General features: G+C 60.9%; 31 protein-coding genes and 1 riboswitch. Of the genes, 15 read left to right on the forward strand and 16 right to left on the reverse strand.

Annotated features, from left to right (window positions below; genetic code table 11):
• Positions 1–24: 24 nt before the first annotated feature.
• The 5 genes from KF794_10675 to KF794_10695 all read right to left on the reverse strand — a co-directional run bounded on the left by KF794_10675 (position 25) and on the right by KF794_10695 (position 2,813).
• The gene (locus KF794_10675) at positions 25–210 is read right to left on the reverse strand and encodes a DUF2065 domain-containing protein (protein ID QYK44246.1); all 186 of its coding nucleotides are present in this window, start codon (positions 208–210) and stop codon (positions 25–27) included.
• A 7-nt stretch (positions 211–217) separates the two neighbouring features.
• The gene (locus tag KF794_10680; GenBank protein ID QYK44247.1) at positions 218–1,111 is read right to left on the reverse strand and encodes a protease modulator HflC; all 894 of its coding nucleotides are present in this window, start codon (positions 1,109–1,111) and stop codon (positions 218–220) included.
• On the reverse strand, positions 1,108–2,229 hold the full coding sequence (gene hflK, locus KF794_10685; GenBank protein ID QYK44248.1) for an FtsH protease activity modulator HflK: 1,122 nt from the start codon (positions 2,227–2,229) through the stop codon (positions 1,108–1,110). The genes KF794_10680 and hflK overlap by 4 nt, the downstream gene beginning before the upstream one ends.
• A 141-nt stretch (positions 2,230–2,370) precedes the next feature.
• Positions 2,371–2,625 carry a ribbon-helix-helix domain-containing protein gene (locus tag KF794_10690; GenBank protein ID QYK44249.1) on the reverse strand — a complete coding sequence of 85 codons (255 nt, stop codon included), beginning with the start codon at positions 2,623–2,625 and terminating at the stop codon, positions 2,371–2,373.
• Complete coding sequence (locus KF794_10695) at positions 2,625–2,813, reverse strand: DUF4169 family protein (protein QYK44250.1); 189 nt, start codon at positions 2,811–2,813, stop codon at positions 2,625–2,627. The genes KF794_10690 and KF794_10695 overlap by 1 nt, the downstream gene beginning before the upstream one ends.
• A 232-nt stretch (positions 2,814–3,045) precedes the next feature.
• Here KF794_10695 and fumC point away from each other — a divergent pair, with 232 nt between their 5' ends.
• The 4 genes from fumC (at position 3,046) to KF794_10715 (ending at position 6,500) form a co-directional block, all read left to right on the forward strand.
• A complete protein-coding gene (gene fumC, locus KF794_10700) occupies positions 3,046–4,440 on the forward strand; it encodes a class II fumarate hydratase (protein QYK44251.1) in 1,395 nt (464 codons plus the stop codon).
• A 296-nt stretch (positions 4,441–4,736) separates the two neighbouring features.
• A complete protein-coding gene (locus KF794_10705) occupies positions 4,737–5,336 on the forward strand; it encodes a Spy/CpxP family protein refolding chaperone (protein QYK44252.1) in 600 nt (199 codons plus the stop codon).
• Positions 5,337–5,516: 180 nt separating this feature from the next.
• Positions 5,517–6,011: a Spy/CpxP family protein refolding chaperone gene (locus KF794_10710; protein QYK44253.1), complete on the forward strand. Its 495-nt coding sequence runs from the start codon at positions 5,517–5,519 to the stop codon at positions 6,009–6,011.
• 93 nt (positions 6,012–6,104) lie between these two features.
• The gene (locus KF794_10715) at positions 6,105–6,500 is read left to right on the forward strand and encodes an MAPEG family protein (GenBank protein QYK44254.1); all 396 of its coding nucleotides are present in this window, start codon (positions 6,105–6,107) and stop codon (positions 6,498–6,500) included.
• 3 nt (positions 6,501–6,503) lie between these two features.
• On the opposite strand, the gene KF794_10720 is transcribed toward KF794_10715, so the two are convergent.
• The 3 genes from KF794_10720 to KF794_10730 form a co-directional block, all read right to left on the reverse strand.
• On the reverse strand, positions 6,504–6,968 hold the full coding sequence (locus KF794_10720; protein ID QYK44255.1) for a DUF3828 domain-containing protein: 465 nt from the start codon (positions 6,966–6,968) through the stop codon (positions 6,504–6,506).
• On the reverse strand, positions 6,965–7,759 hold the full coding sequence (locus KF794_10725; protein ID QYK44256.1) for a thymidylate synthase: 795 nt from the start codon (positions 7,757–7,759) through the stop codon (positions 6,965–6,967). Before KF794_10725 ends, KF794_10720 begins: the two co-directional genes overlap by 4 nt.
• Before the next feature lie 127 nt (positions 7,760–7,886).
• The gene (locus KF794_10730; GenBank protein ID QYK44257.1) at positions 7,887–8,168 is read right to left on the reverse strand and encodes a hypothetical protein; all 282 of its coding nucleotides are present in this window, start codon (positions 8,166–8,168) and stop codon (positions 7,887–7,889) included.
• 209 nt (positions 8,169–8,377) lie between these two features.
• Between KF794_10730 and KF794_10735 the strand changes: the two genes are divergently transcribed.
• From KF794_10735 to KF794_10750, 4 genes are all read left to right on the forward strand, one after another.
• Positions 8,378–8,980, forward strand: a complete 603-nt coding sequence (locus KF794_10735) for a TetR/AcrR family transcriptional regulator (GenBank protein ID QYK44258.1) — start codon at positions 8,378–8,380, stop codon at positions 8,978–8,980.
• Positions 8,981–9,007: 27 nt separating this feature from the next.
• Positions 9,008–9,119, forward strand: a riboswitch (TPP riboswitch).
• 47 nt (positions 9,120–9,166) lie between these two features.
• Positions 9,167–10,984: a phosphomethylpyrimidine synthase ThiC gene (gene thiC / locus KF794_10740; protein QYK44259.1), complete on the forward strand. Its 1,818-nt coding sequence runs from the start codon at positions 9,167–9,169 to the stop codon at positions 10,982–10,984.
• Positions 10,985–11,155: 171 nt separating this feature from the next.
• Entirely contained in the window at positions 11,156–11,740 is a 585-nt protein-coding gene (locus KF794_10745) for a hypothetical protein (protein ID QYK44260.1), read from the forward strand.
• A gap of 189 nt (positions 11,741–11,929) precedes the next feature.
• A complete protein-coding gene (locus KF794_10750; GenBank protein ID QYK44261.1) occupies positions 11,930–12,442 on the forward strand; it encodes an RICIN domain-containing protein in 513 nt (170 codons plus the stop codon).
• A gap of 56 nt (positions 12,443–12,498) precedes the next feature.
• On the opposite strand, the gene KF794_10755 is transcribed toward KF794_10750, so the two are convergent.
• Positions 12,499–13,722 carry a hypothetical protein gene (locus KF794_10755; GenBank protein QYK44262.1) on the reverse strand — a complete coding sequence of 408 codons (1,224 nt, stop codon included), beginning with the start codon at positions 13,720–13,722 and terminating at the stop codon, positions 12,499–12,501.
• Positions 13,723–13,880: 158 nt separating this feature from the next.
• On the opposite strand from KF794_10755, the gene KF794_10760 reads away from it, so the two are divergent.
• Complete coding sequence (locus KF794_10760) at positions 13,881–14,363, forward strand: hypothetical protein (GenBank protein ID QYK44263.1); 483 nt, start codon at positions 13,881–13,883, stop codon at positions 14,361–14,363.
• Between the two features lie 80 nt (positions 14,364–14,443).
• On the opposite strand, the gene KF794_10765 is transcribed toward KF794_10760, so the two are convergent.
• Positions 14,444–14,923: a DUF1993 domain-containing protein gene (locus tag KF794_10765; GenBank protein QYK44264.1), complete on the reverse strand. Its 480-nt coding sequence runs from the start codon at positions 14,921–14,923 to the stop codon at positions 14,444–14,446.
• Between the two features lie 103 nt (positions 14,924–15,026).
• Between KF794_10765 and KF794_10770 the strand changes: the two genes are divergently transcribed.
• The 3 genes from KF794_10770 (at position 15,027) to KF794_10780 (ending at position 16,495) form a co-directional block, all read left to right on the forward strand.
• Positions 15,027–15,539 (forward strand): hypothetical protein, encoded by a 513-nt coding sequence (locus tag KF794_10770; protein ID QYK44265.1) that lies wholly within the window; start codon positions 15,027–15,029, stop codon positions 15,537–15,539.
• Positions 15,540–15,605: 66 nt separating this feature from the next.
• Positions 15,606–16,220: a DsbA family protein gene (locus KF794_10775; protein ID QYK44266.1), complete on the forward strand. Its 615-nt coding sequence runs from the start codon at positions 15,606–15,608 to the stop codon at positions 16,218–16,220.
• 8 nt (positions 16,221–16,228) lie between these two features.
• The gene (locus KF794_10780; GenBank protein QYK44267.1) at positions 16,229–16,495 is read left to right on the forward strand and encodes a hypothetical protein; all 267 of its coding nucleotides are present in this window, start codon (positions 16,229–16,231) and stop codon (positions 16,493–16,495) included.
• On the opposite strand, the gene KF794_10785 is transcribed toward KF794_10780, so the two are convergent.
• The 4 genes from KF794_10785 to KF794_10800 form a co-directional block, all read right to left on the reverse strand.
• Positions 16,492–16,860, reverse strand: coding sequence for a hypothetical protein (locus tag KF794_10785; GenBank protein QYK44268.1), 369 nt, complete (start codon positions 16,858–16,860; stop codon positions 16,492–16,494). The genes KF794_10780 and KF794_10785 overlap by 4 nt on opposite strands.
• Before the next feature lie 127 nt (positions 16,861–16,987).
• Positions 16,988–17,446, reverse strand: a complete 459-nt coding sequence (locus KF794_10790; protein ID QYK44269.1) for a DUF2852 domain-containing protein — start codon at positions 17,444–17,446, stop codon at positions 16,988–16,990.
• Positions 17,447–17,570: 124 nt separating this feature from the next.
• A complete protein-coding gene (locus KF794_10795; GenBank protein ID QYK44270.1) occupies positions 17,571–18,200 on the reverse strand; it encodes a TetR/AcrR family transcriptional regulator in 630 nt (209 codons plus the stop codon).
• Between the two features lie 75 nt (positions 18,201–18,275).
• Positions 18,276–18,899, reverse strand: coding sequence for a CoA pyrophosphatase (locus KF794_10800; protein ID QYK44271.1), 624 nt, complete (start codon positions 18,897–18,899; stop codon positions 18,276–18,278).
• Positions 18,900–19,025: 126 nt separating this feature from the next.
• Between KF794_10800 and KF794_10805 the strand changes: the two genes are divergently transcribed.
• On the forward strand, positions 19,026–19,244 hold the full coding sequence (locus KF794_10805; GenBank protein ID QYK44272.1) for a hypothetical protein: 219 nt from the start codon (positions 19,026–19,028) through the stop codon (positions 19,242–19,244).
• 15 nt (positions 19,245–19,259) lie between these two features.
• Here the strand turns inward: KF794_10805 and KF794_10810 are convergent, their stop codons facing one another.
• Together KF794_10810 and KF794_10815 are read right to left on the reverse strand one after the other, a co-directional pair.
• On the reverse strand, positions 19,260–19,496 hold the full coding sequence (locus tag KF794_10810) for a hypothetical protein (GenBank protein QYK44273.1): 237 nt from the start codon (positions 19,494–19,496) through the stop codon (positions 19,260–19,262).
• Between the two features lie 26 nt (positions 19,497–19,522).
• Positions 19,523–19,756: a DUF3551 domain-containing protein gene (locus tag KF794_10815; GenBank protein ID QYK44274.1), complete on the reverse strand. Its 234-nt coding sequence runs from the start codon at positions 19,754–19,756 to the stop codon at positions 19,523–19,525.
• Between the two features lie 166 nt (positions 19,757–19,922).
• On the opposite strand from KF794_10815, the gene KF794_10820 reads away from it, so the two are divergent.
• Together KF794_10820 and KF794_10825 are read left to right on the forward strand one after the other, a co-directional pair.
• On the forward strand, positions 19,923–20,525 hold the full coding sequence (locus KF794_10820) for a hypothetical protein (GenBank protein ID QYK44275.1): 603 nt from the start codon (positions 19,923–19,925) through the stop codon (positions 20,523–20,525).
• Positions 20,526–20,536: 11 nt separating this feature from the next.
• Positions 20,537–21,022, forward strand: coding sequence for an NUDIX hydrolase (locus KF794_10825; protein ID QYK44276.1), 486 nt, complete (start codon positions 20,537–20,539; stop codon positions 21,020–21,022).
• Positions 21,023–21,209: the final 187 nt, after the last annotated feature.

Genomic DNA, 21,209 nt, shown 5'->3' on the forward strand with positions numbered 1-21,209 from the left:
GGAATGGCGGCCCGGCAGCGGGAACTAGCCGCGCACCAGCCAGACCACGAGAACGCCGGCAATAGCCGCCCCAAGACCAAGTAAACGCAACGTGCCTTCCGGCGTTTCGGCAACCGTTGCCGCCGCACGCTTCGCGGCGCCCGGAAACGCCGCGAAGGTAATGCCTTCAATCGCGAGCAACAGCCCGAAAGCTGCAAGAATGAACGTCATCCGTGCGTCAGCGCTGGGCCGGGGCCGGCGGCGGGTTGCCGCCCGGATTCGCAAAGAACCGGAAGAACTCCGACTCCGGCGAAAGCAGCATCCGCGTACGGTCCTTTTGCAGTCCAAGCTCGTAGGCCTGCATCGAACGGTAGAACGCGAAGAATTCCGGGTCGCGTCCGAACGCATCGGCGAAAATCTTGTTGCGCTCGCCGTCGCCGAGGCCACGCAATTCCTCGCTGCGCGAGGTGGCTTCGGCGATAATGATGGTTACGTCGCGGTCGGCTTTCGCGCGGATCGCCTGCGCCGCCTGATTGCCCTGCGCGCGGATTTCAGCAGCTTCGCGCTGACGTTCGGTTTGCATCCGCTGATAGATCGCCTGGCTGTTCGCATCGGGGAGGTCTGCGCGGCGCAGCCGCATGTCGACGATTTCGATGCCGAAATTCTCGACCGCCTGCGCGTTCATGCTGTCCTTGATGCGGCCCATCAGCACCGCGCGCTCGTCCTTCACGACCTCGATGAAGGTCGCTTCGCCGAGCACGCTTCGCATGGACGCATTGAGGATGGGCAGCAGCCGCGAATTGGCGCCGGCAACGGTGCCGACCGACTGATAGAACTTCAGCGGCTGCACGATGCGGTAACGCGCGAAGGCGTCAACCACCAGACGTTTCTGGTCGGAGGCGATGACTTCCTCCGGCTTGTTATCGAGATCGAGGATCAGCTTGTCGATCAGCACCACCGCGTCGACGAACGGAAGTTTGAAATTAAGCCCTGCATCCTTGATTTCGCGGATCGGTTCGCCGAAACGCAGCACCAGCGCCTGCTGGCTTTGATGCACGAAGAAAATCGACGAGTAGATCGCGATCACGATGATCGCGACGACGACGGCCAAAACTCCTGTCGCGGTTCTCATCGCCTTGCTCCTGCCGGGGTTTGCTGCCGCAGCAACTGATCGAGCGGCAGATAGGGCACGACCCCCTGCCCGCCCTTGTTGTTTTCGAGAATGACCTTGTCGATGCCGTTCAGCACACGCTCCATCGTTTCCAGATAGATGCGCTGCCGCGTCACCGCCGGGGCCTTCTTGTATTCCTCAAGGACCGAGAGGAAGCGGAGCGCTTCACCGCGCGCCTCCACGACGGTGCGCTCGCGATAGGCTTCCGCTGCCTGCAGGATCTTCGCCGCCTCGCCTCGCGCTTCGGGTACGACGCGGTTGGCATAGGTCTGCGCTTCGTTCTGCAAACGCTCGGCGTCGGCGCGGGCTGCCTGCACGTCGCGGAACGCGTCGATCACCTGCGAGGGCGGGTCGACCTTCTGCAACTGAACGCGCGTAACCAGTACGCCCGCCTCGTAGGAGTCGAGCACCTTCTGCATGAGCTTGAGCACTTCCTGCTCGATGTTCTGACGCGCGCCGGTCAGGATCGGCTGAATCTGCCTTCCGCCGATAACTTCGCGCATCACGCTTTCGGCGACTGCCTTGATGGTCCCTTCCGGGTTCTGAATCTTGAACAGGAAGTCCGGCGCGTTCTTAATTCTCCAGAACACGGAGAAATCCACGTCGACGATGTTCTCGTCGCCGGTAAGCATCAGACTTTCTTCCGGCACGTCGCGCACGACACGTCCGCCGCGGCGGAAGTCGTCGACGATGGTGACGCCGATATCGATCTTGTTTTCGAAAGTGACGCGGGGCGTCAGTACCGTCTCGATCGGATACGGCAGGTGATAGTTGAGGCCCGGTTGCGTGGTCTGATGGAACCGGCCGAAGCGAAGCACGATGCCCTGTTCGTCCGTATTGACCCGGTAGAACCCGGACAGCAGCCAAACCAGCACCGCAGCAAACAGAAGAATAATGATACCGCGGCCGCCAAATGAACCGGAGCCGGGCAACACACTCTTTAGTCTGTCCTGGCCCCGGCGGATCAGCTCCTCGAGGTCCGGCGGCTGGTTGCCGCCCGGTCCGGGTTGCGGACCCGAACCCCAAGGGCCGCGCGGTCCGCTTCCCCACGGGCCGCCGCTCTGGTTCTTCCAAGACATTATATTAGCCTCCGATGCGCCGCAGGCGTTCTAAGCCGCGCGTTCTAAATACGCGATGGTTATAGGGTAGCGATTGTGGCGGTTCAACGCGGGGGCATGTCGCGCGCGAACTCGCAGAAATACGGTATCGATCAACGCCCGTCAGGTCGTGCCGGCGCGGCTGCGGCCCGGGCTGCCGGAATAATTTGCGCGGAAGTGATCGAGCACGAACAGACGAATCGCCGAAGAAAGATTTCCCTGCTTCCGCTTTTGATCGACTTCCTGCACCACATCCGAAAGCGTCACCTTTCGCTCATGGGCGATCTGCTTAAGCGCATCCCAGAACGCATCTTCCAGGCTGACACTGGTCTTGTGGCCTGCGATTACAATCGAGCGTTTTACAACCGGACTTTTCATCACCGCCCCTCTCTGTCTGCGCGGCGATGCAGATCGAGAGTGCGGTTGCGCTTTTCTTCCAGCTCGGCCGCCAGTTTGCGCTCGTGCGCAGGTCGGCCGAATTGCGCGCGGTTCTCCGCGGCAACAATTTCTTTTTCGGCACGTGCTTTGGCCCTGCGCACACGGCGCAAGTTAATCACGTCGGCCATGGGCCGCTTCCTTTTCCCATCCCCAGACGCGTCGGATTTTTTTGGTTTCCGTTGGCGTCAACGGGCGAGAACATTACGGACTAAATCATTCTCCGCAAGTACGAATTCGTCTGATTTTGCTAAAAGGTAATATGATCTTCTCATCCAGATTACTGCTCGGTACACGCGTTGCGACGCGAAAAACTTTGGACCGTGCTAGAGCAGCGCAACAGAATTCGAGACGAGAGCAGAAATGACAAAGACACGCACCGAAACCGATACCTTTGGCCCTATCGAAGTCGCTTCCGACCGCTATTGGGGCGCGCAGACGCAGCGTTCGATCATGAATTTCCGCATCGGCGGCGAGCGCATGCCGAAGCCTGTCATTCGTGCATTCGGTTTGCTGAAAAAGTCGGCGGCCATGACCAACAAAGAGCTTGGCCTGCTGGATGGCAAACTTGCCGACGCCATTTGCAATGCTGCGGACGAAGTAATTTCCGGAAAGCTCGACGATCACTTCCCATTAGTAGTCTGGCAGACCGGCTCAGGCACACAATCCAACATGAATGCGAACGAGGTCATCGGGAATCGCGCGATCGAACTGCTCGGCGGAACGATGGGTTCGAAGAAGCCGGTGCACCCCAACGACCACGTCAATATGGGCCAGTCGTCGAACGACTCGTTCCCGACCGTGATGCATGTCGCTGCCGCCGAAGAAATCAGTGGCAATCTGATACCTGCGCTTGAGCATTTGCATCTGGCGCTTGAACAAAAGTCGAAGGACTTTGCGCATATCATCAAGATCGGCCGCACCCACACGCAGGACGCGACGCCACTTACGCTTGGCCAGGAATTCTCCGGCTATGCCGCACAGGTAAAGAGCGCGATCGCCCGCGTCCGCGCGTCGCTTTCCGAACTTTACCCGCTGGCGCAGGGCGGCACCGCCGTCGGCACCGGCTTGAACGCCAAAAAGGGCTTCGCGGAGAAGGTCGCGCAGAAGATCGCGGACATGACCAAACTCCCTTTCACCTCGGCGCCCAACAAATTCGAGGTCATGGCCGCCCATGATGGCTATGTCGCCGTGCACGGAGCATTGAATTCCACCGCTGCCGCGCTGTTCAAGGTCGCGAACGACATCCGCTTCCTCGGCTCCGGTCCGCGCTCAGGTCTCGGCGAGCTTTCGCTTCCCGAAAACGAACCCGGCTCCTCGATCATGCCGGGCAAGGTAAATCCGACGCAGGCGGAAGCGCTGACCATGGTGTGCTGTCAGGTATTCGGCAATCAGGTCACCGTCACCACCGCCGGCAGTCAGGGTCATTTCGAACTGAACGTGTTCAAGCCGGTGATGGCCTATGCGCTATTGCAGTCGGTCAAGCTGCTCGGCGATGCCGCGATTTCGTTCACCGACAACTGCGTCGTCGGCATTCAGGCGAACGAGACCAAGATCAAGGACCTCCTTGAGCGTTCGCTGATGCTGGTCACCGCGCTCGCGCCGAAGATCGGCTACGACAACGCGGCCAAGATCGCGAAAACCGCCCACAAGAACGGCACCACGCTCCGCGAGGAAGCAGTCGGCGGCGGCTTCATCTCGAACGAGGACTTCGATGCACTCGTGCGGCCCGAGAAAATGATCGGCCCGGAAGACTAAAAAACGAAAGCGCGGCGCATGGGAACCCTTTTCGTGCGCCGCGCAGTCTCCCTCGCTCGGCGTGCCGCATTTCTTGCGATTACCCTTATCAACATCGCAGTCGATCGTTCGAACAACACCAGATCCTGTCTGATCGCTGTATTGGTGCTCGCGGCCCGAGCCGATAGCGCGGCCAAACCTTACCGGCACATTACGGCCGCGTAACGCGATCGTTACGCAAGATTCATTTGAACAACGCCCCCGCCGCGCTCATGTTTGACGTCAACAAGAGCCTTCTCCGTGGGAGTTATTCGCTAATGAAGAAATGGATCATCGCCTCCGCCGCGATCCTTGCGCTCGGCGGCACCGCTTTCGGTGTCAAAGCCTATGCGCAGCATCGCGCGGATCATGGTTTCGAGAAGCGCTTCGAAAAAGCGCTCGATCTCGTTCAGTACGAGCCGCGCGGCGAACGCGGTTGGCGTAACCGCCGCCCCTTGAGCGCCGACGACCGCGCCGCTTTCCTCGACGCGCGCATTGCCGCCATCAAGGCCGGGCTGCGCCTGAATGCGGAGCAGGAAAAACTCTGGGCGCCGGTCGAAGCACTCGTGCGCGACCTCGGCAAGAAGTGGGGTGACCACTTCGCCGCCCGCCGCGAGCAGATGCAGAAGATCCGCGCCGAAATCCGCGAAGGCAAGGAACCGCCCGCTTTCGACCCCGTCGAGCGCCTGAAAAAGCGCGCGGACAACATGGCCGAGCGCGCCACTGACATGAAGCGCTTCGCCGAAGCTGCCCAGCCGCTTTACGCCTCGCTGGATGAGAACCAGAAGCGCCGCCTGCAAACGCTGCTGCCGGGCCGCCATCGCGGCATGATGCGACACTTTGAAAATCGCGGCGAAGGACCTCGCGGTCCGGGCTAGGCGCACTACATAAGTATCGGAAGCTGGACGCCGACCTCCAAAGGGTCTTCTCACAGACTGGCGAACGCTTCTGAAGTTGGGCCGCCGTTGCCCCCCCCGGCGGCCCAACGCTTTTTTGTTCCCCCGAAGCAACAAATCCGGTCTTCGCGCGTTCCTCTCCGTCAGCAGAGGAGACCTTTCATGCGAACTGCCGCCGCCATTGCCCTGGGCCTGGCCCTGTCCACCGCCGCGGTGCTTCCCGCCAACGCGCAGAACAACCAGAACCGCCCCACCGTGAACCAGCTTGTCGCGCAGGACGAGGCGCGGATCGCGCAGCTCAAGGCCAATCTTCGCCTCAACGACGACCAGTTGAGCGAATGGGGCCGCCTCGAATCAACCCTGAAAGACATTGCAAAAAAACGCGCCGAACGCCGCATCGCGCTCTACGACGAATATGAGAAGCGCGAAGAAAAGGAGAAAGAGCGCGCGTTTACCCCGGCCGAAATCCTCCGCAAACAGGCCGACGCGTTGACCAGCCGCGCGGAAGAACTGCGCGCCATCGCCGACGCCTCCGAACCGCTCTACGCGAAATTCAACGACCAGCAGCGCCGCCGGGTCGACGAGATCATTCGCGGCTTTGCCAGCGCCCCGTTTATCGACGGCGACCCGCGGATGCGCGGCCGCCGTTACTACTGACCCGCGGAAAACGAAGTGGGATCGCCGGGCTTGACCCGGCGATCTTTTTTTCGCGAACTCGCGGGAGAAAACCTCCTGCGGAAAGACCGGTCCATGACCACCGAACTCTCCCTGCTCGCATTCTCGATCCTGCTCGGGTTTGCACATCTTTTCATTGCCGCGAACGCGGCGACACATGTGCGTGGCATGCATTACAATGCCGGGCCGCGCGACGAGGAGAAGCCGCGGCTGTACGGCGTACCGGGGCGGCTGGAGCGCGCCTTCCGCAACTTTCTGGAGACCTTTGCCTTTTTCGCAACGGCGGTACTGATAGCCCACGCTGCAAACCGCCACAATGCATTCACGCTCTACGGCGCGTGGCTGTATGTGACAGCGCGGGTGATTTATCTGCCGGTCTACGCGGCGGGGATTCCGATGATCCGTTCGGTCATCTGGCTGGCCAGCGTTGCCGGCATCTTCATGATCCTCGCCGGGCTTTACTGGCCGTAATCTTTACTGCGGCGGTTTGTAGAGTGCGCGCAACGAACCGTCGGTCCAGAAAATATCGTCCACCCGCCAGCCGCGCGGCGTGCGTAGCAACGCAAGCCGCACCGAAATCGTCTTGTCGAAATTGCGGAACGTGGCGGTGGCGTTCGCACGCTCCGCGCCCGCGTCCTGCACCGCGACCACCAGATCGCTGACCTGCCAGTCCTGCGCATCGATGAACGGATCGCCGTTCAGGATCGGCGCCTCGTTTTCCTTCTCGGCCGTCTTCGCATCCTGCTCGATCAGGTCGGCGAGCGACGGCGTGAAGTATTTGTCGAGTTGCTCGCGGGTCGAGAGATCGACCGCGCGCGAATCCTTATCGAGATACTGCTTATAAATGCTCTCGACGAAGGCTTTAGGGGAAGTGTCCTGCGCCTGCGCGGGCGGAACGAGCACCAGCGCAGCCATCGCAAACAAAAACCGTAGTTTCAAACCGCGACCTCGGCCTTGATGTGAGGATGCGGATCGTAATTTTCGAATGCGACATCTTCGTAGCGAAACTTGAAGATGTCTTTCACGTCGGGATTGAGCCGCAGCCGTGGCAGCGCCCGCGGCGCACGGGAAAGCTGCAACTGCGCCTGTTCCATGTGGTTGGAATAAAGATGCGCGTCGCCGAAGGTGTGGACGAAATCGCCCGGTTTCAGGTTCGTCACCTGCGCCACCATGTGCGTCAGCAGCGCATAGGATGCGATGTTGAACGGCACGCCGAGGAACACGTCGGCCGAGCGCTGGTAAAGCTGGCACGAGAGTTTGCCGTCGCCCACCCAGAACTGGAACAGGCAATGGCACGGCGCGAGTGCCATCTTCGGCACGTCGGCGGGGTTCCACGCACTCACAATCAGGCGGCGTGAATTCGGATTGGTTTTGATTTCCGAAATCAAATCCTTGATCTGGTCGATCACGGTTCCGTCCGGCGCTGCCCAGGAGCGCCACTGCTTGCCATACACCGGGCCGAGATCGCCGCGCTCGTCGGCCCACTCGTCCCAGATCGTGACGTTATGGTCCTTCAGATATTTGACGTTGGTGTCGCCGGCGAGGAACCACAGCAGCTCATGCACGATGGCCTTGAGCGCGAGCTTCTTGGTCGTCACCAGCGGAAACCCTTCGGCCAGATCGAAACGCATCTGATGACCGAATACCGAAAGCGTGCCGGTTCCGGTGCGATCACCCTTCTGCACACCGCTTTGGAGAATCCGTTCGAGAAGATCGAGATACTGGCGCATCGTGCGGGCCGCTGAATCGGGGATGGGTTAAGTCTTACGCCCTAACCGCTCGCACGCAAAACCCGTCTTCGCATGACGTGGAAAAACGCCCCGGCCTTCACCGGGGCGTTTATTCGCGACGTTCGAGTTAGCGATCCGCGCCGTAGATGCCGCGGCGGTTTGCGTACGGTGTCTCGTTGTCGAAGTTGCCGCGCCACGCATAGTAGCCTTGATCCGGCGAATAATACGGGTTCGCATAAGCATGGCCCGGATAGACGTGGCCGTGATTCGTGTAGGCCATGCCGTGACCCGAATAAGCCGGGCCGTAAGCGTAGTTATCCGCCCACGGCGCGAACACCTGCGCACTGGCGGCGCTGACGCCCACGGTAAGGGCTGCGGCGGTCGCCGCGGCAAGAACGATCTTCTTCATGAGAATTCTCCTTCAGTCTTCCGGCGGGACTGGGGGTGGCCCCGCGACGGGAAGCCAACGCGGGACCCCGGACTTCGTTCTTGCAGTGCGGCAAAAATGCCAAGGTGAATGAGCCGCTCTGATATGCGATTTTGCAGAGGTTATTAGAATATATATTCTAATAATACACTCAGAGGTAAGCTCCTAATCAGAGTATTTGATTTATTAGAATGCATATTCTAATAAATCTCATGGGCCGCCCCGCGAGCATCTCACAGGATTCCCTCATCGCTGCCGCAACGCGGGTCGCAGCCCGCCTCGGCCCGGCCAGAACCTCCATTGCCGCCGTCGCGAAGGAAGCGAAGGTGCCGACCGGCTCGATCTATCACCGCCTGCCCTCGCGCGGCGCGCTGCTGGCCGAGATCTGGCTGAGCGCCGCCGAAGGCTTCCAGCGCGAAATGCTGGCCAAGGCCGCCTCAGCCCGGACCCTCAACGATCTTGCCGAGGCCGCCCTGCTGACCCCGCGCTTCGCCCGCGAGCGCCATACCGAGGCGGTGGTGCTGAACGCACACCGCCGCGACGACTTCCTCGCGCCGGATGCTCCCGCCGAGTATCGCGCCCGCGCCGCGAAGCTCGCGGCCGAACTGCGCGATGGCCTGGCCACGCTCGCCACCCGCCTCCTGCCCGGCGATCCGCGCGGCCGGGAAAAGCTCGCGGTCGCCATCATCGGGATTCCGCTGGGCGCGGTGCGCGTGTTCCTTCCGCAGGCGCTGCCGCCGAAGGAAATCGACGCGACGATCGCAGCCGCCGTACGTGCGGCGCTTCGCCATTGACCTGCCCGGATTAACAGCGAAAACTGTTCTCGTTCCGAGGGGGGCCTGACCTTTTCAGGCTGAGATTCCGCAATCGTGCGGTGACCCTTCGAACCTGATCCGGGTCATTCCGGCGAAGGGACTGGAACCTGAAGCCAACGCCAGCAGCCTTTGCTTACCCGGGTCTCCATTCAAGGGAGATCCGCCATGCTTACGAAATCGCCTTTCTCGGTCACCACCGGCCCCATCCCCGGTTCGCGCAAGATCTATCTTGAAGCGAGCGGCGTTCGCGTCGCCGCGCGCGAAATCGCGCTTGCAAAGGAATCCGGCGAGCAACCGCTCGCGATCTACGACACCTCAGGCCCCTACACCGACCCGGATGCGAAGATCGACCTCGCGAAAGGTTTGCCTGCGCTTCGCCGCGAATGGATTCTCGCACGCGGCGACGTGGAAGAAACCGAAGGCCGCGCGCAGAAACCCGAAGACGACGGGCTGAAAGCAGGCGAGACGCAGAAGCTCCCGATCTTCCAGCGCACCGCGAAGCCGCTCGTTGCGAAGCCGGGCAAGCGCCCGACGCAGATGGCGTATGCGCGCGCCGGCATCGTCACCAAGGAAATGGAATATGTCGCGGCGCGCGAAAACGTGGCGCAGGAAAATCTCGCACGCGGCTACAAGCGCGGCAACCACAAGGGCGCTGGTTTAGGCGCGATCATCCCGCAGGAAATCACCGGCGAATTCATCCGTAGCGAAATCGCGCGCGGGCGCCTCATCATCCCGGCCAACATCAACCATCCCGAAACCGAGCCGATGGCGATCGGCCGTAACTCGCTCACCAAGATCAACGCCAACATCGGCAACTCCATCGTAACTTCCGGCGTCGCGGAGGAAGTCGATAAATTAGTTTGGGCAATCCGCTGGGGCGCGGACACGGTGATGGACCTCTCTACTGGCAAGAACATCCACACCATCCGCGAATGGATCATGCGCAATTCGCCGGTGCCGATTGGCACCGTGCCGATCTATCAGGCGCTCGAAAAAGTCGGCGGCATCGCGGAGGAACTGACGTGGGAGATTTTCCGCGACACCGTGATCGAGCAGGCCGAACAAGGCGTCGATTACATGACGATCCACGCCGGCGTGCGGCTCCCCTACATCCCGCTCACCGCCGAGCGCGTGACCGGCATCGTGTCGCGCGGCGGCTCCATCATGGCGAAGTGGTGCCTCTCGCATCACAAGGAGAGCTTCCTCTACGAAAACTTCGAGGAGCTGTGCGAGCTGCTCGCGCGATATGACGTCTCGTTCTCGCTTGGCGACGGCCTGCGCCCCGGCTCGATTGCGGACGCGAACGACGCCGCGCAATTCGCCGAACTCGATACGCTCGGCGAACTGACCGAAATTGCATGGAAGTACGATTGCCAGACCATGATCGAAGGCCCCGGCCATGTGCCGATGCATCTGATCAAGGAGAACATGGACCGGCAGTTGAAGGTTTGCCACGAAGCGCCGTTCTATACGCTTGGCCCGCTCACCACCGACATCGCGCCGGGCTACGACCACATCACGTCCGCGATTGGCGCGGCGATGATCGGCTGGTTCGGCACGGCGATGCTTTGCTACGTCACGCCGAAGGAACATCTCGGCCTGCCCGACCGCGACGACGTCAAGGCCGGCGTGATCGCGTATCGCATCGCGGCCCATGCCGCCGATCTCGGCAAGGGCCATCCGGCGGCACAGTTGCGCGACGACGCATTATCCCGCGCGCGCTTCACCTTCCGCTGGCGCGACCAGTTTAATCTTTCGCTCGATCCGGAAACGGCGGAAAGCTTCCATGACCAGACGCTTCCCGCCGAAGGCGCGAAGATCGCGCATTTCTGCTCGATGTGCGGGCCGAAATTCTGCTCGATGAAAATCACGCAGGACGTGCGCGACTATGCTTCCAAGCTGAATGAGAAGCAGGAGGGCATGGCGGAGATGAGCAAGAAGTTTAAGGATGAAGGAAGCGAGATTTATAAGCCGATTCCGTAACTGTCATTCCGGGGCGGCACGGAACGCGCCGACCCCGGAATCAAGGGTAATTATCCGCGCTGTGCCATTCATCAAGGATTCCGGATCGCCGCTTCGCGGCGTCCGGAATGAAGCAAAAAGCGCACACACTCGTGATTTGAATCCCGGCCCGGCGCGCATGATCTTTGCCGCATGAAACCGCGCCGCCTGTCCTTAGCACTCGCAGCATTCGCGCTGACGCTCGCCGCGGCAGCGCCCGCGCACGCCTTCAGCCCCGGCAGTTCGGTCGGCTACGAGAACGGCGGCAAGTTTGTGCGCTTCGATCCCGTGGTACAGGAATACAACCGTACCGGCGCACCGTTCCGCATCGTCGGGCTATGCCAGTCCGCCTGCACGCTGTTTCTCTCGATCCGCAATGTCTGCGTCGAGCCGAACGCCTCGTTCGGTTTCCATTCCGCCAACGACGGCAACGGCAACAAATCCGAGTGGGGCAACCGCCACCTGCTCAGCCACTACAATCCGAAGCTGCGCCGCTTCGTGGAAGACAACGGCTATCTCAACACGTTCGACTTCCACTACATTTCCGGCCGGGTGATCATCGAGAAGTTCGGCTACCCGGCCTGCAAGACGCGTTACCTCGACCGCACCGACAACGACGACCGCAGCCGCGACGACTTCAGGGCGCGCGGAAACTCCGGCAGCACGGCCAGCGCGCCAAGCCGGCCCGACCGGTATGTGGATCGAGGCAGCGGCAACACGCTGCGCCGGGCGTACTGATTAGCGCCTGCCAGCCGAATGAAAACCAAAGGCCGCCTTCCGGGCGGCCTTTTTGTTTCAAGCCCTTGGAGAAAAAAGGAAAAACCCGCACGCACGGGAACGTGATTTTCCCCTGTGACCGGCATCACATTCCGCGAAGGGAGCCGGTCCTAGGTTCTGCCCATGACATCGCACCCAGGGAGAACCTCAATGTTTACCCGCAAGTCCACCCTCGCCGCCGCTGCGCTTTCCATGTTTGCCGCCGCCGGCATGTTCGCCGCCGCTTCCGCCAACCAGCCGCCCGCAGGCCGCCTGTTCGTCAATCCGCAGGCCAACAAGTGCCTCGACGTGCCGGGCATCACCAACCGCGTGCCGGGCACCGCGCTCCAGTTGTTCGATTGCGAAACCAGCGGCCTCGAACTCGAAGGCAAGCCCTCCGACCAGTTCTGGACGTTCGGCCCGCGCGGCACTATCCGCAATACGCTCTCGAACCTGTGCATCGACATTGCCGGCACCAACGAAGGCGACGCGTTAGAGATCAAGGCCTGCGACGGCCGCCTCAGCCAGATCTGGATCGTTCGTCAGGATGGCTTCATCCAGAACCAGCTTACCGGCAAGTGCATCAGCGTCGGCGAAAACGAAAACCAGTATGGCGAGACGCCGCTGCAACTCTCGAGCTGCGAATTTGCCGATCCGAAATCGGATCAGCGCTGGAGCGTCTAACGAAAATACGAACGTAAGAAGGAAGGCCGCCCCATCGGGCGGCCTTTTTTGTTTGCTCACAACCTCTCCCGCGATGGCGGCGGGCGTCGCCCTCCAGGCGGACGCGAGGCTTGCGGCGGCGGCTCGTTGCCCGGCTCGTCCGCATAGCGCGGCGCTACGCGATATTCCGGCGGCGGCGGGCGGCGATCGGAATATTCCGGTGGCGGACGTTGCCCGGAATATTCGGGAGGCGCGCGTCGCGGCGAATACGAAGCCGAAGAAGAAGCGCCCGCGCTGGCCGCCGCCATTCCGCCGAACAGATCGCGCGGACCTTTCCGGAACAGCCCCATCACATTGAGAAGCTGCAAAATGCCGGCAAGGATCATCACCCAGAAGCCGATGCCGGTGAAGGAGAAGTTCAAGAGCTTCAATACATCCGGCACGTTCTGTCGTTGCGCCTGCGGCACCTCGCCGTTGACCAGCGCGTAATAGATCAGCGGAACGGCGATGGGGATCGCGATGGTCGCCAGCGCTTGCAGAACGGTGAGACTGTGCAACCGCATCCCGATGCCCTGCACGACGATCACCGCAAGCGCGAGCAGCGGGACAACATAGAGAATGTAGCTGATGCGGATTTTCCAGCGCAGGCTTTCGATCCTCTCCTGCTCGCGCTGCTGCTGCGCGTTCAGCGGACGCTGCTGATTATTGAAGACGCGATCCAGCCGCCGTCCTGTATCAAGCAGGTCCAACATCTGCGAGCCGAGATTGCCGATGCCGAGCAGGCTCGACGAAGTGCTGCCGAACCCGAACTGCCCGCCGACGGAAACATAAGGCATTGCGCAACCGAGCAGCGCGACCAGCGCAAGAATGGCGGTCCAGTACGACAGGAGCCGCCCGCCGAAAGCCGGACCGCGCGGCGCATCGTCCGAAACAGGCGCGCGTTCGCGCGGCGGCGGAGCACTGCGCGGCACACGCGGCGGGGATTCACCCCCAAGCGAACCTCGCGGTGGCGGTGCGGCACGCGGACCACGGGGAGCTTGCTCCGGCCGGAACGCTTCACGAGGCGGAGGCGGCGCGCGCCGTTCCGGCGGCGGCGGATCGTAGGCTGGAGCGGCCGCTTCCCGCGTTACATAAATATCGAGGGCGCGCGTACCTTCGATTTCGAAATCCAGTTCGTCTCCAAGCGTAGGATAGGATTCCGAACGCCATTGCCCCAGCACGAACGCATAACGTCGCCCGTCTTCGGCGCGGATCAACCCCTGCCCCGCCTGCGCATTGAAATGAATGAGACTGCCACGCATACGCCACCCCTTACCCTGCAATCTTATCGGGCGGCATGAACTGCGCAACGACGCGAAAAGCACACCACCGCAGAATATTTTGTCCCAGCTTCCGGCTGTTTCGAATTCGGCATAAATTGGAACCGGCCTTAGCAAGGCTTTTGGGGGAAGTTTTATTCATGATTATAAAACATATTGCCGCCGCGATTTTTGCGGCGCTGTGCCTGTTTGTGTTTTCACCGGCAGATGCAAGAGAACGCAACTTCGACAAGGTCGGTCAGTGGCGGATCGGGGCTGTCGATGAAAAGGGCCGCTTTCACCGCTGCTTCGCGCAGAACGATAGCAAGAGCGGTATGTTGCGCATCGCCCACTTTCCCAATGGAAACTACAATTTCTCGACGCCGTGCTTCGGCCGCGGAGACATCGACGGCGACATCGAAGTATTCATGAGCGGCGAGAAAGGCCGCATCCGCATGAAGGCCGTCCGTCAGGGGAGCAGCTGCCGCACCGTTGCCGGCGACCTGAACGAAGGCTGGATTGCCACGCTACGCGACGAAGGCAACCTGACCCTGGTTTTCGGCAAGGACAAGCCGAGCTGGTCGCTCAAGGGCTTCAAGGCGGCGATGGCCGCACTGAAAAGCTGCGTCGCGCAGAACAAATAATCTCCGCATGAAAAAACCACCGGGGACGAAAGCCCCGGTGATTTTTTGCTGCGCCTTTTATTTTCCGCGGCGAACGCGGTTCAGCCGAGAAAATCGCGCTTCGACAACGCCACGCCGTTATGCCGCAGGATCGCGTAGGCGGTGGTGAGATGAAAATAGAAATTCGGCAGCGCGTGGCGTTGAAGATAATCGAGGCCCTTGAACTCGAAGGTGCGCCCGCCACCCTTCAGGGAAACCGCCCGCTCCTCGCTGCCGTCGATCTTTGAGGCCGGCACGCTCTTGATGAAATCCACCGTCTTCGCGATCCGCGCATAGAGATCGGCAAAGCTTTGTTCCTCGTCCGCGAAGCCCGGATTGTCGGCGCCGGATAACCGCGCAATACAACCCTTCGCGGTGTCGCTCGCCCGTTGCACCTGACCGATCAACGGCAGCATGTCCGGTGCGAGCCGTGCCGCCGCAAGGCCGGGGTCCTGCGCTTCGCCCTTCTTCAGAAACGCAGTCAGATTTTCGAAACCGCGCAGAAAATGCGGCACGGAGGCTTGAGACATCGAAAGGGCCATTTCGGAGTTCCTTACATGGAGAACTTTGGATGCTAGGCATCTTGCGCGACAAGAACCAGCAGTCCGCGTTATAGAAAATGCATCGCTGAATCGAAGCAGGCGCATGAGCGAGAAACCGGAAAACAACAAGAACGGAAGGCCGCCGAAGCTGGGCGAGACGCTTTTTCTCAGCGGCCTATGCTTTGCCGCGGGCCTGTTTCCTCTGCTGATCGGCCTTGGCGTGATCTCCGGCAATGTGGAAGCCGGGCCTGCGGGACGCGCGCTGGCTGTCGTTGCCGGCTTGGTATTTATCTTCGCGGGCATCATGGTTTTCGTACGCGACCGGGCCGGGGCGCGAAACGGTCAGGATATACCTGCGGACGCGCCACTCGCGCTGCGCATCGGTGAGAGCATTCTTTCCGTCGTGCTGGTTGCGCTGTTTGCGTGCGTTTGCAGCGTGATCGCGTTCGGCCCTTTCTTTTCGTCGGCCTTGCTCGCGGACATGACCCGGCAAATGGGTAGTTTCGGCGCGGCAGTCTTTCGTATCTTGATGGGCGGATTCGCCGTTTTGCTCTGGTATGCCGCGATCTATCTGGCGCGCAGCAAACTCAGGAAACGCGGCACCGGGCCGCAATAGCGCGCACCTTTATTCCGTCGCAGTCTGGGCGTTGAAAACGAAGCAATTCCTCAGGGTATTCTACGCATGATTTCCAGACGCACTCTTATCGCCGGATCTTTCGCGGCGGCAGCCGCCGGTATTCCGGTTCTCGCGCAGGACAACCCCATCACCGAGGCGCTGGTGCTGCGCGATCCGGCAATTCCCGCTGCCGGAAATCCGAAGGGCGACATCACCATCGTCGAATATTCCGATTACCAGTGCCCCTATTGCCGCAAGGTGCATCCGGTTCTGCAGAAGGTGGTGAAGGAAGACGGCAACGTGCGCGTGGTCTTCAAGATCTGGCCGATCTTCGGCGCGGCTTCCGTTTATGCATCGCAGATGGTGCTCGCGACCCGCCCGCAAAATAAATACAACGAAGCGCATAGCGCGCTGATGCTTTCCGGCGTGCGCCTCACCGATAGCGCGACGGACAGTGTGCTGGCTGGCATCGGGGTCAATGTCGAGGCCGCGAAGGCTACCCTGCGCAAGGACATTCAGGAAATCGGTTCGGTCCTGAAGCGCAACCATATGCAGGCCGAAGCGCTCGGCTTCCAGGGCACGCCGTCTTTCATCATCGGCAAATTCCGTGTCCCCGGTGCGCTCACGGAAGAAGTCTTCAAGCAGGCGATTGCCGACGCACGCAAGGCGCTGAAAGGCTGAGCGCAACCATGCGTTCCGCCTGCATGTTCGCGGTCGTGCTGCTTGCCGTGACGTTTCCCGCCTCCGCGCAACAAAGCGCGCAGGACAAAGAATGGATCGCGCACTGCATCTCCCAGATCTCGGAGACCAATAAATCCCGCGCCCGCGCTTATTGCACCTGCATGGCGGAGAGCGTCGATACCCCGGAGAAACTGCGCCAGACCGATCTGGAGCGTTCGTTTCCCCCGGTGCACCGGCTTTGCTTCGAGAAAGCTGGTTTCAAGGTACCGGACTAGCCCGGCACGCAATCATAGTCGCTGTCGAAAAAGCGTTGCCGGTTCTCCGGCGTGAAAGGCACGTCCGGGCGGAATCCTACCGGGCAGGTCGCACCGATCCATCCCAATTCTTTTGCTGTCACGCTCAGGATGCCGGTGTCGATCGGCTCGTTGCGTTGCAGATGCCGCTCGATGCGATTCTTGCCATCGAGCGTCATGAAGAAAACCGTCACCGCCCGGTTGCAGACGTTACGCGTGTAATGCGAGCCATTGAAATCGCGCCACTCGGTACATTCTTCGAGATGCATGCCGACTTTATTCTGCGCGTGCGCCACAGACACTAAAGCGCCAAACAAAATCGCGGCCATAGCGAGAAGGATGCGCATGGTTTCCTCCGGGTGCCCGTTATTCCTACGATCATAACGCAACTCCCGACAGGCACGATTGCGTGAACGAAAGCGCAAACGAAAAGGCCGCCCCTGCGGGCGGCCTTCGATCTTGTTTATGCAGGAATTACTCCGGACGCTGATCGCTCTTTGGCTCGCTTTCGACAGTCCGGTTCTTGCGCTCGGCCATGAACTGGTCAAACTCGGTCTTGTCTTTCGCGAAGCGCAGGCGGTCGAGGAAATCCTGAAACTCGCGCTGCTCGTCTTCGAGACGCTTCAGCGTGTCCGAGCGATATTCGTCGAACGCGCGGTTGCCGGAAGACGGCGCGTAGGCGAAGCGGTCGCCGCCCATCATGCGCGCGCGCAGGCGATCCATCTTCCACTGATACTTCTGCATCTTGTATTCGCCCCGCGAGGCGCATCCGTAACCCATAAGCTCGCTCCTGTGTCCGCTCCCAAATCTGCCGGTGAAAATGATGAACGCGAGGGCCGCCAGACCCACCGGCCACCACACGATGAAGCCCAGGACCATCAGGAAAACCCAGGCGAGAACTCCGAACTGATCGATCCGTGCCGCGATAGGCATGTCGCTCTCCGTTTTCAGGCCCGTCTCCCCGGACCTCGTGTAAATGTAAATAACATTTACATCGGATACGTCAAGCGGGGCCGGCAGTTATTTTCAGGGTCAGTGGAGAAATGGGGCCTTCGGCTCAGCCTTCAAGGCCGAGACCCTTGAGATAAATCAGCATTTGCGCCTCCAGCAGATCCTCGGCGCTCATGGGCAGCGGACGGCGCGCGGGATCGGCGCGCGCGAACAGAGAAGCGATCCCGTGAGTCATCGACCAGATGTGCAGCGCCACCATCATGGCGGGCGGCCTGCCCTTCGCGGGCATTTTCGAGACGAGGATTTCTGCCGCGCCTCGAAGCTGCTGAAAGGAGCGGTCCGCCATTTCCCGCAGCTCGGCATCGTTACCGATAGCAACACCGCTCTCGAACATTGCCGCGTAATAGGACGGCTCGTTCCGCGCGAAGTTCAGATAGGCCGCTCCGATGCGGCGGAAGGCCTCCGCGGTGCTCGGCTTGCCCTCGCCCCACGCTTCACGAAGCCGTTCGGAAAAAAGCTGGAAGCCGCGCTTCGCGACATCCGCGATCAGTTCGTCGCGGTCGCGGAAATGACGATATGGCGCGGCCGGCGAAACCCCCGCCCAGCGCGCGGCATCGGCGAAGGTGAAGCCGGCAGGCCCCTTCTCCTTGATCAGTTCAAGCGCCGCGCGCACCAAATCCTCGCGCAGGTCGCCGTGGTGATAGCCGCGCGACCCGCGGCCCGGTTTCCAGCTCATGTGAATCGCTTTTACATTAGCCCCGGCGCGGCAACAAATGGTGCCACAGTGCAGTGCATGGACTGCCTCAGCCGCTCACTTCCACGCGAATACCGGCTGCTCGAACTCCGCGACACGCGTTTCGCGTCCCGCCACCAGTTCGCAGAACTGGTAGACGATTGCCGCGGTCGGAGCGTGCAGGTGCGTATGCGGCAGCCTGATGCGAATGACCGGACGCGGGCTTTCCGGAATCGTGACGAAGCTGACCTTCTCCTTCGCGGCGAAATCTTCCACCGCGATCCGGTGCGCGACCGCTACTTCTTCGGGGTTGAGCCGCATCTCTGTACTGCGCTCAGCCCAAACCACGACCGGCGTGATGAGATAGCCGGAGCGCGTGACGTAATCGTCGAGCGTGCCAAGGACGTCCTGCTCCGGAATGACGAGGCCAATTTCCTCCTCGATCTCGCGAAGTGCGGCCTGCGTCGCGGTCTCACCTTCGTCGCAACGTCCGCCGGGAAGCGCATATTGCCCGGCGTGGTTGCGCATCGTGGCAGGCCGCTCGGTCAGAATGAAAGCGGGCGTTCCATCATCGGCTGGAACCAGGGTGACTGCCACGGCGGCGTGTTTCAGTTTTTTATCGGCCGGGCCGGCGAGCCGCCGGAAGTTGCGGCAGCGCTCACTCACCAGTGATCTGAATGTGGAGTCGAACAGCAAGGACACGTTAAATACAATTCAAATGCGGAAACAGGATTCTACAAGTGCGAACCGCGCCATCCACGACATGCGCGGAACCGCTCACCGGCTGATGCGTTTGCGTTCTGGTACAGCCTGATCGGGAGAAACGCCATGCGTAAACTCGCCCTCGCCGCCATTCTTGCCGCCGCCACGTCTCATGCACTCGCGCAGGAGAACGAATTCTATGTCGTGCAGAATATCCAGACTCTCAAATGCCAGATCGTGACCGAGTATCCGGTCACCGCCTCGGCCAAAGTGATGGTGAATAATAAATTCACGCAACGCGAGGACGCCGAGACGGCGATGAAAACGCTGACCGTCTGCCGTTAGGCAGACGGTTTCGCCTTAGCGATTGAAATCGCGCGCGTAACGCGGGTTGATATAGCAGCGTTCGGTATGGTTCGAACGCGAGGCAAGACACTGCTCGAACGTGTAGGCCGCACAAATCGGAACGATCGACCAAGCATATTGCTCGTCACGGCACCAGAGGTCCGGCGGCGGCGACTGATAGCGCTGCGCATCGGCGACAGCGGTCGAAACGGCGAGCGCCAGCAGCGCTGCAGGGAGTAATTTCTTGATCATCGTCGATTTCCTTTTGGTATCTTGAACTATCTCTCGCGCGGCCGGGCCTGCGCATATTTCGGATTCATGTAGCAACGATCGCTGGCGCTGCTGCGCGCCTGCAGGCACTGCTGGAATGTAGCGGACGAACACACTTCGACTGTCGCCCAGACATTGATCGTGTAGCACCAGAGATCGGCCGGCGCACTCGCACTCTGCGCGCGGGCCTGACCGGCGAGAAGCGCGCCTGCAAGTACAAGGCCGCACAGAACCTTTCTCATGTTTCCTCCGACCGGCGGGATTTGCGTTAAGACCAAATCCGCCGCCTGCGGCCGGAACCTATAGCCCATCCCGGGCGCCCCGATAAGCGCACTGGATGGCCGATTTCCAAGGCTTGCCGCAATGGCCGCGCGCCCCTATGGCGGGACGATCCCGGAGCCGCCAGCCATGCGCAGATTCGCTCTTTTCCTCTCCGTCACAATCTTGTGTCTCCTTGCCTGGACGCTTCCCGTGCTGGCCTGCGCCTGCTGCTCCAATGAAGGCCAGCGTTACGTCAAAGTGGAGAAACTTGAGGCCCACAGGCTGGAGGTTTTCAAGCAGTTGCGCTTCGCAAAGCGGGCGCGGCTTTATCTCGGAGAAAGCGATCTGGGTGACGTGAAAGGCATCGAACGACCCGCTGATTCCTACGACCTGAGCGTCACTTTCACCGGCAATCGTATGCAATTCGCTTTCCGCGACGACAAGAAAAACGAAGGCACGCTGACCGTCGCGGTACCCGAAAGCATCTCGATTTTCGAGGTCGATCCACGCGAACCGGACGGCGGCAAAGATCGTGTCGGCCCGCTGCTGTATAAGGAATGGAAACTGATCGCGAACTTTTCCGGCACCGGCATCTTCAGGAGCGGGAACGGCGGCTATCAGAAGATCGCGTTGATCGCGCAGGGGCGAGGCAACAGTTGCACCGATGCGGAAAGCTTCACGCACTGGACGCTTTATATCTATGGACCTGCTGGTGAATATCTGCTCTTCGGCGAACTCGTGAAGCAGTAGGCAATCCTCTCGTGGCGAAGAAGCGCAAGCCTGCTCCCATCGTCGCCGCTGGTGGCGTTGTCCTCCGCGGCGGCGCGCAGCCGAGAATCGCAGTCGTACAGATGCGGCGAACCAAATCCTGGGTGCTGCCGAAAGGAAAATTGCGCAAAGGTGAGACGGCGCTGGAAGCAGCCAGGCGCGAGGTGCGAGAGGAAACTGGATACGCCGCCGAAGCGCACGAATATCTCGGCGCGATTTCGTACAAGAGCGGCGGCCTTCCGAAAGTCGCTAAATTCTGGCGGATGGAAGCGACAGGCCCGGCGCAGGAATTGATGCACGATATCGTTGCCGTGCGCTGGCTGCCGGTCAAACAGGCAATCAAAAAACTTACCCATGAGCGCGAGCAGAAATTTCTGGCTCGCATGACGGAAAAACTTCACCTACCATCCTCGCTCGACGCACCCGTTGCATCTCGCAGTCTTGTCGCGCGCCTGCTCTCTTGGTTGCGCGGCGAGTAAGTCGGTACCGTTCGGTTATAGGGGCCTGCCCCGGCGGCCCTAAGCCTGCTGGACGTTGAGCCACGCCGGGTTCCCGTCTTTGCTACCGTACAACTGCGTCAATTCGGTCGGGACCGCCCACGAAACCGTGTGCGCTTGGGCGTTGCATCGCCTCGCCCGTCCGTTCATCATCGCGGCAACAAGAAGG

This window comes from Xanthobacteraceae bacterium (genome assembly GCA_019454205.1).
Lineage (GTDB): Bacteria > Pseudomonadota > Alphaproteobacteria > Rhizobiales > Xanthobacteraceae.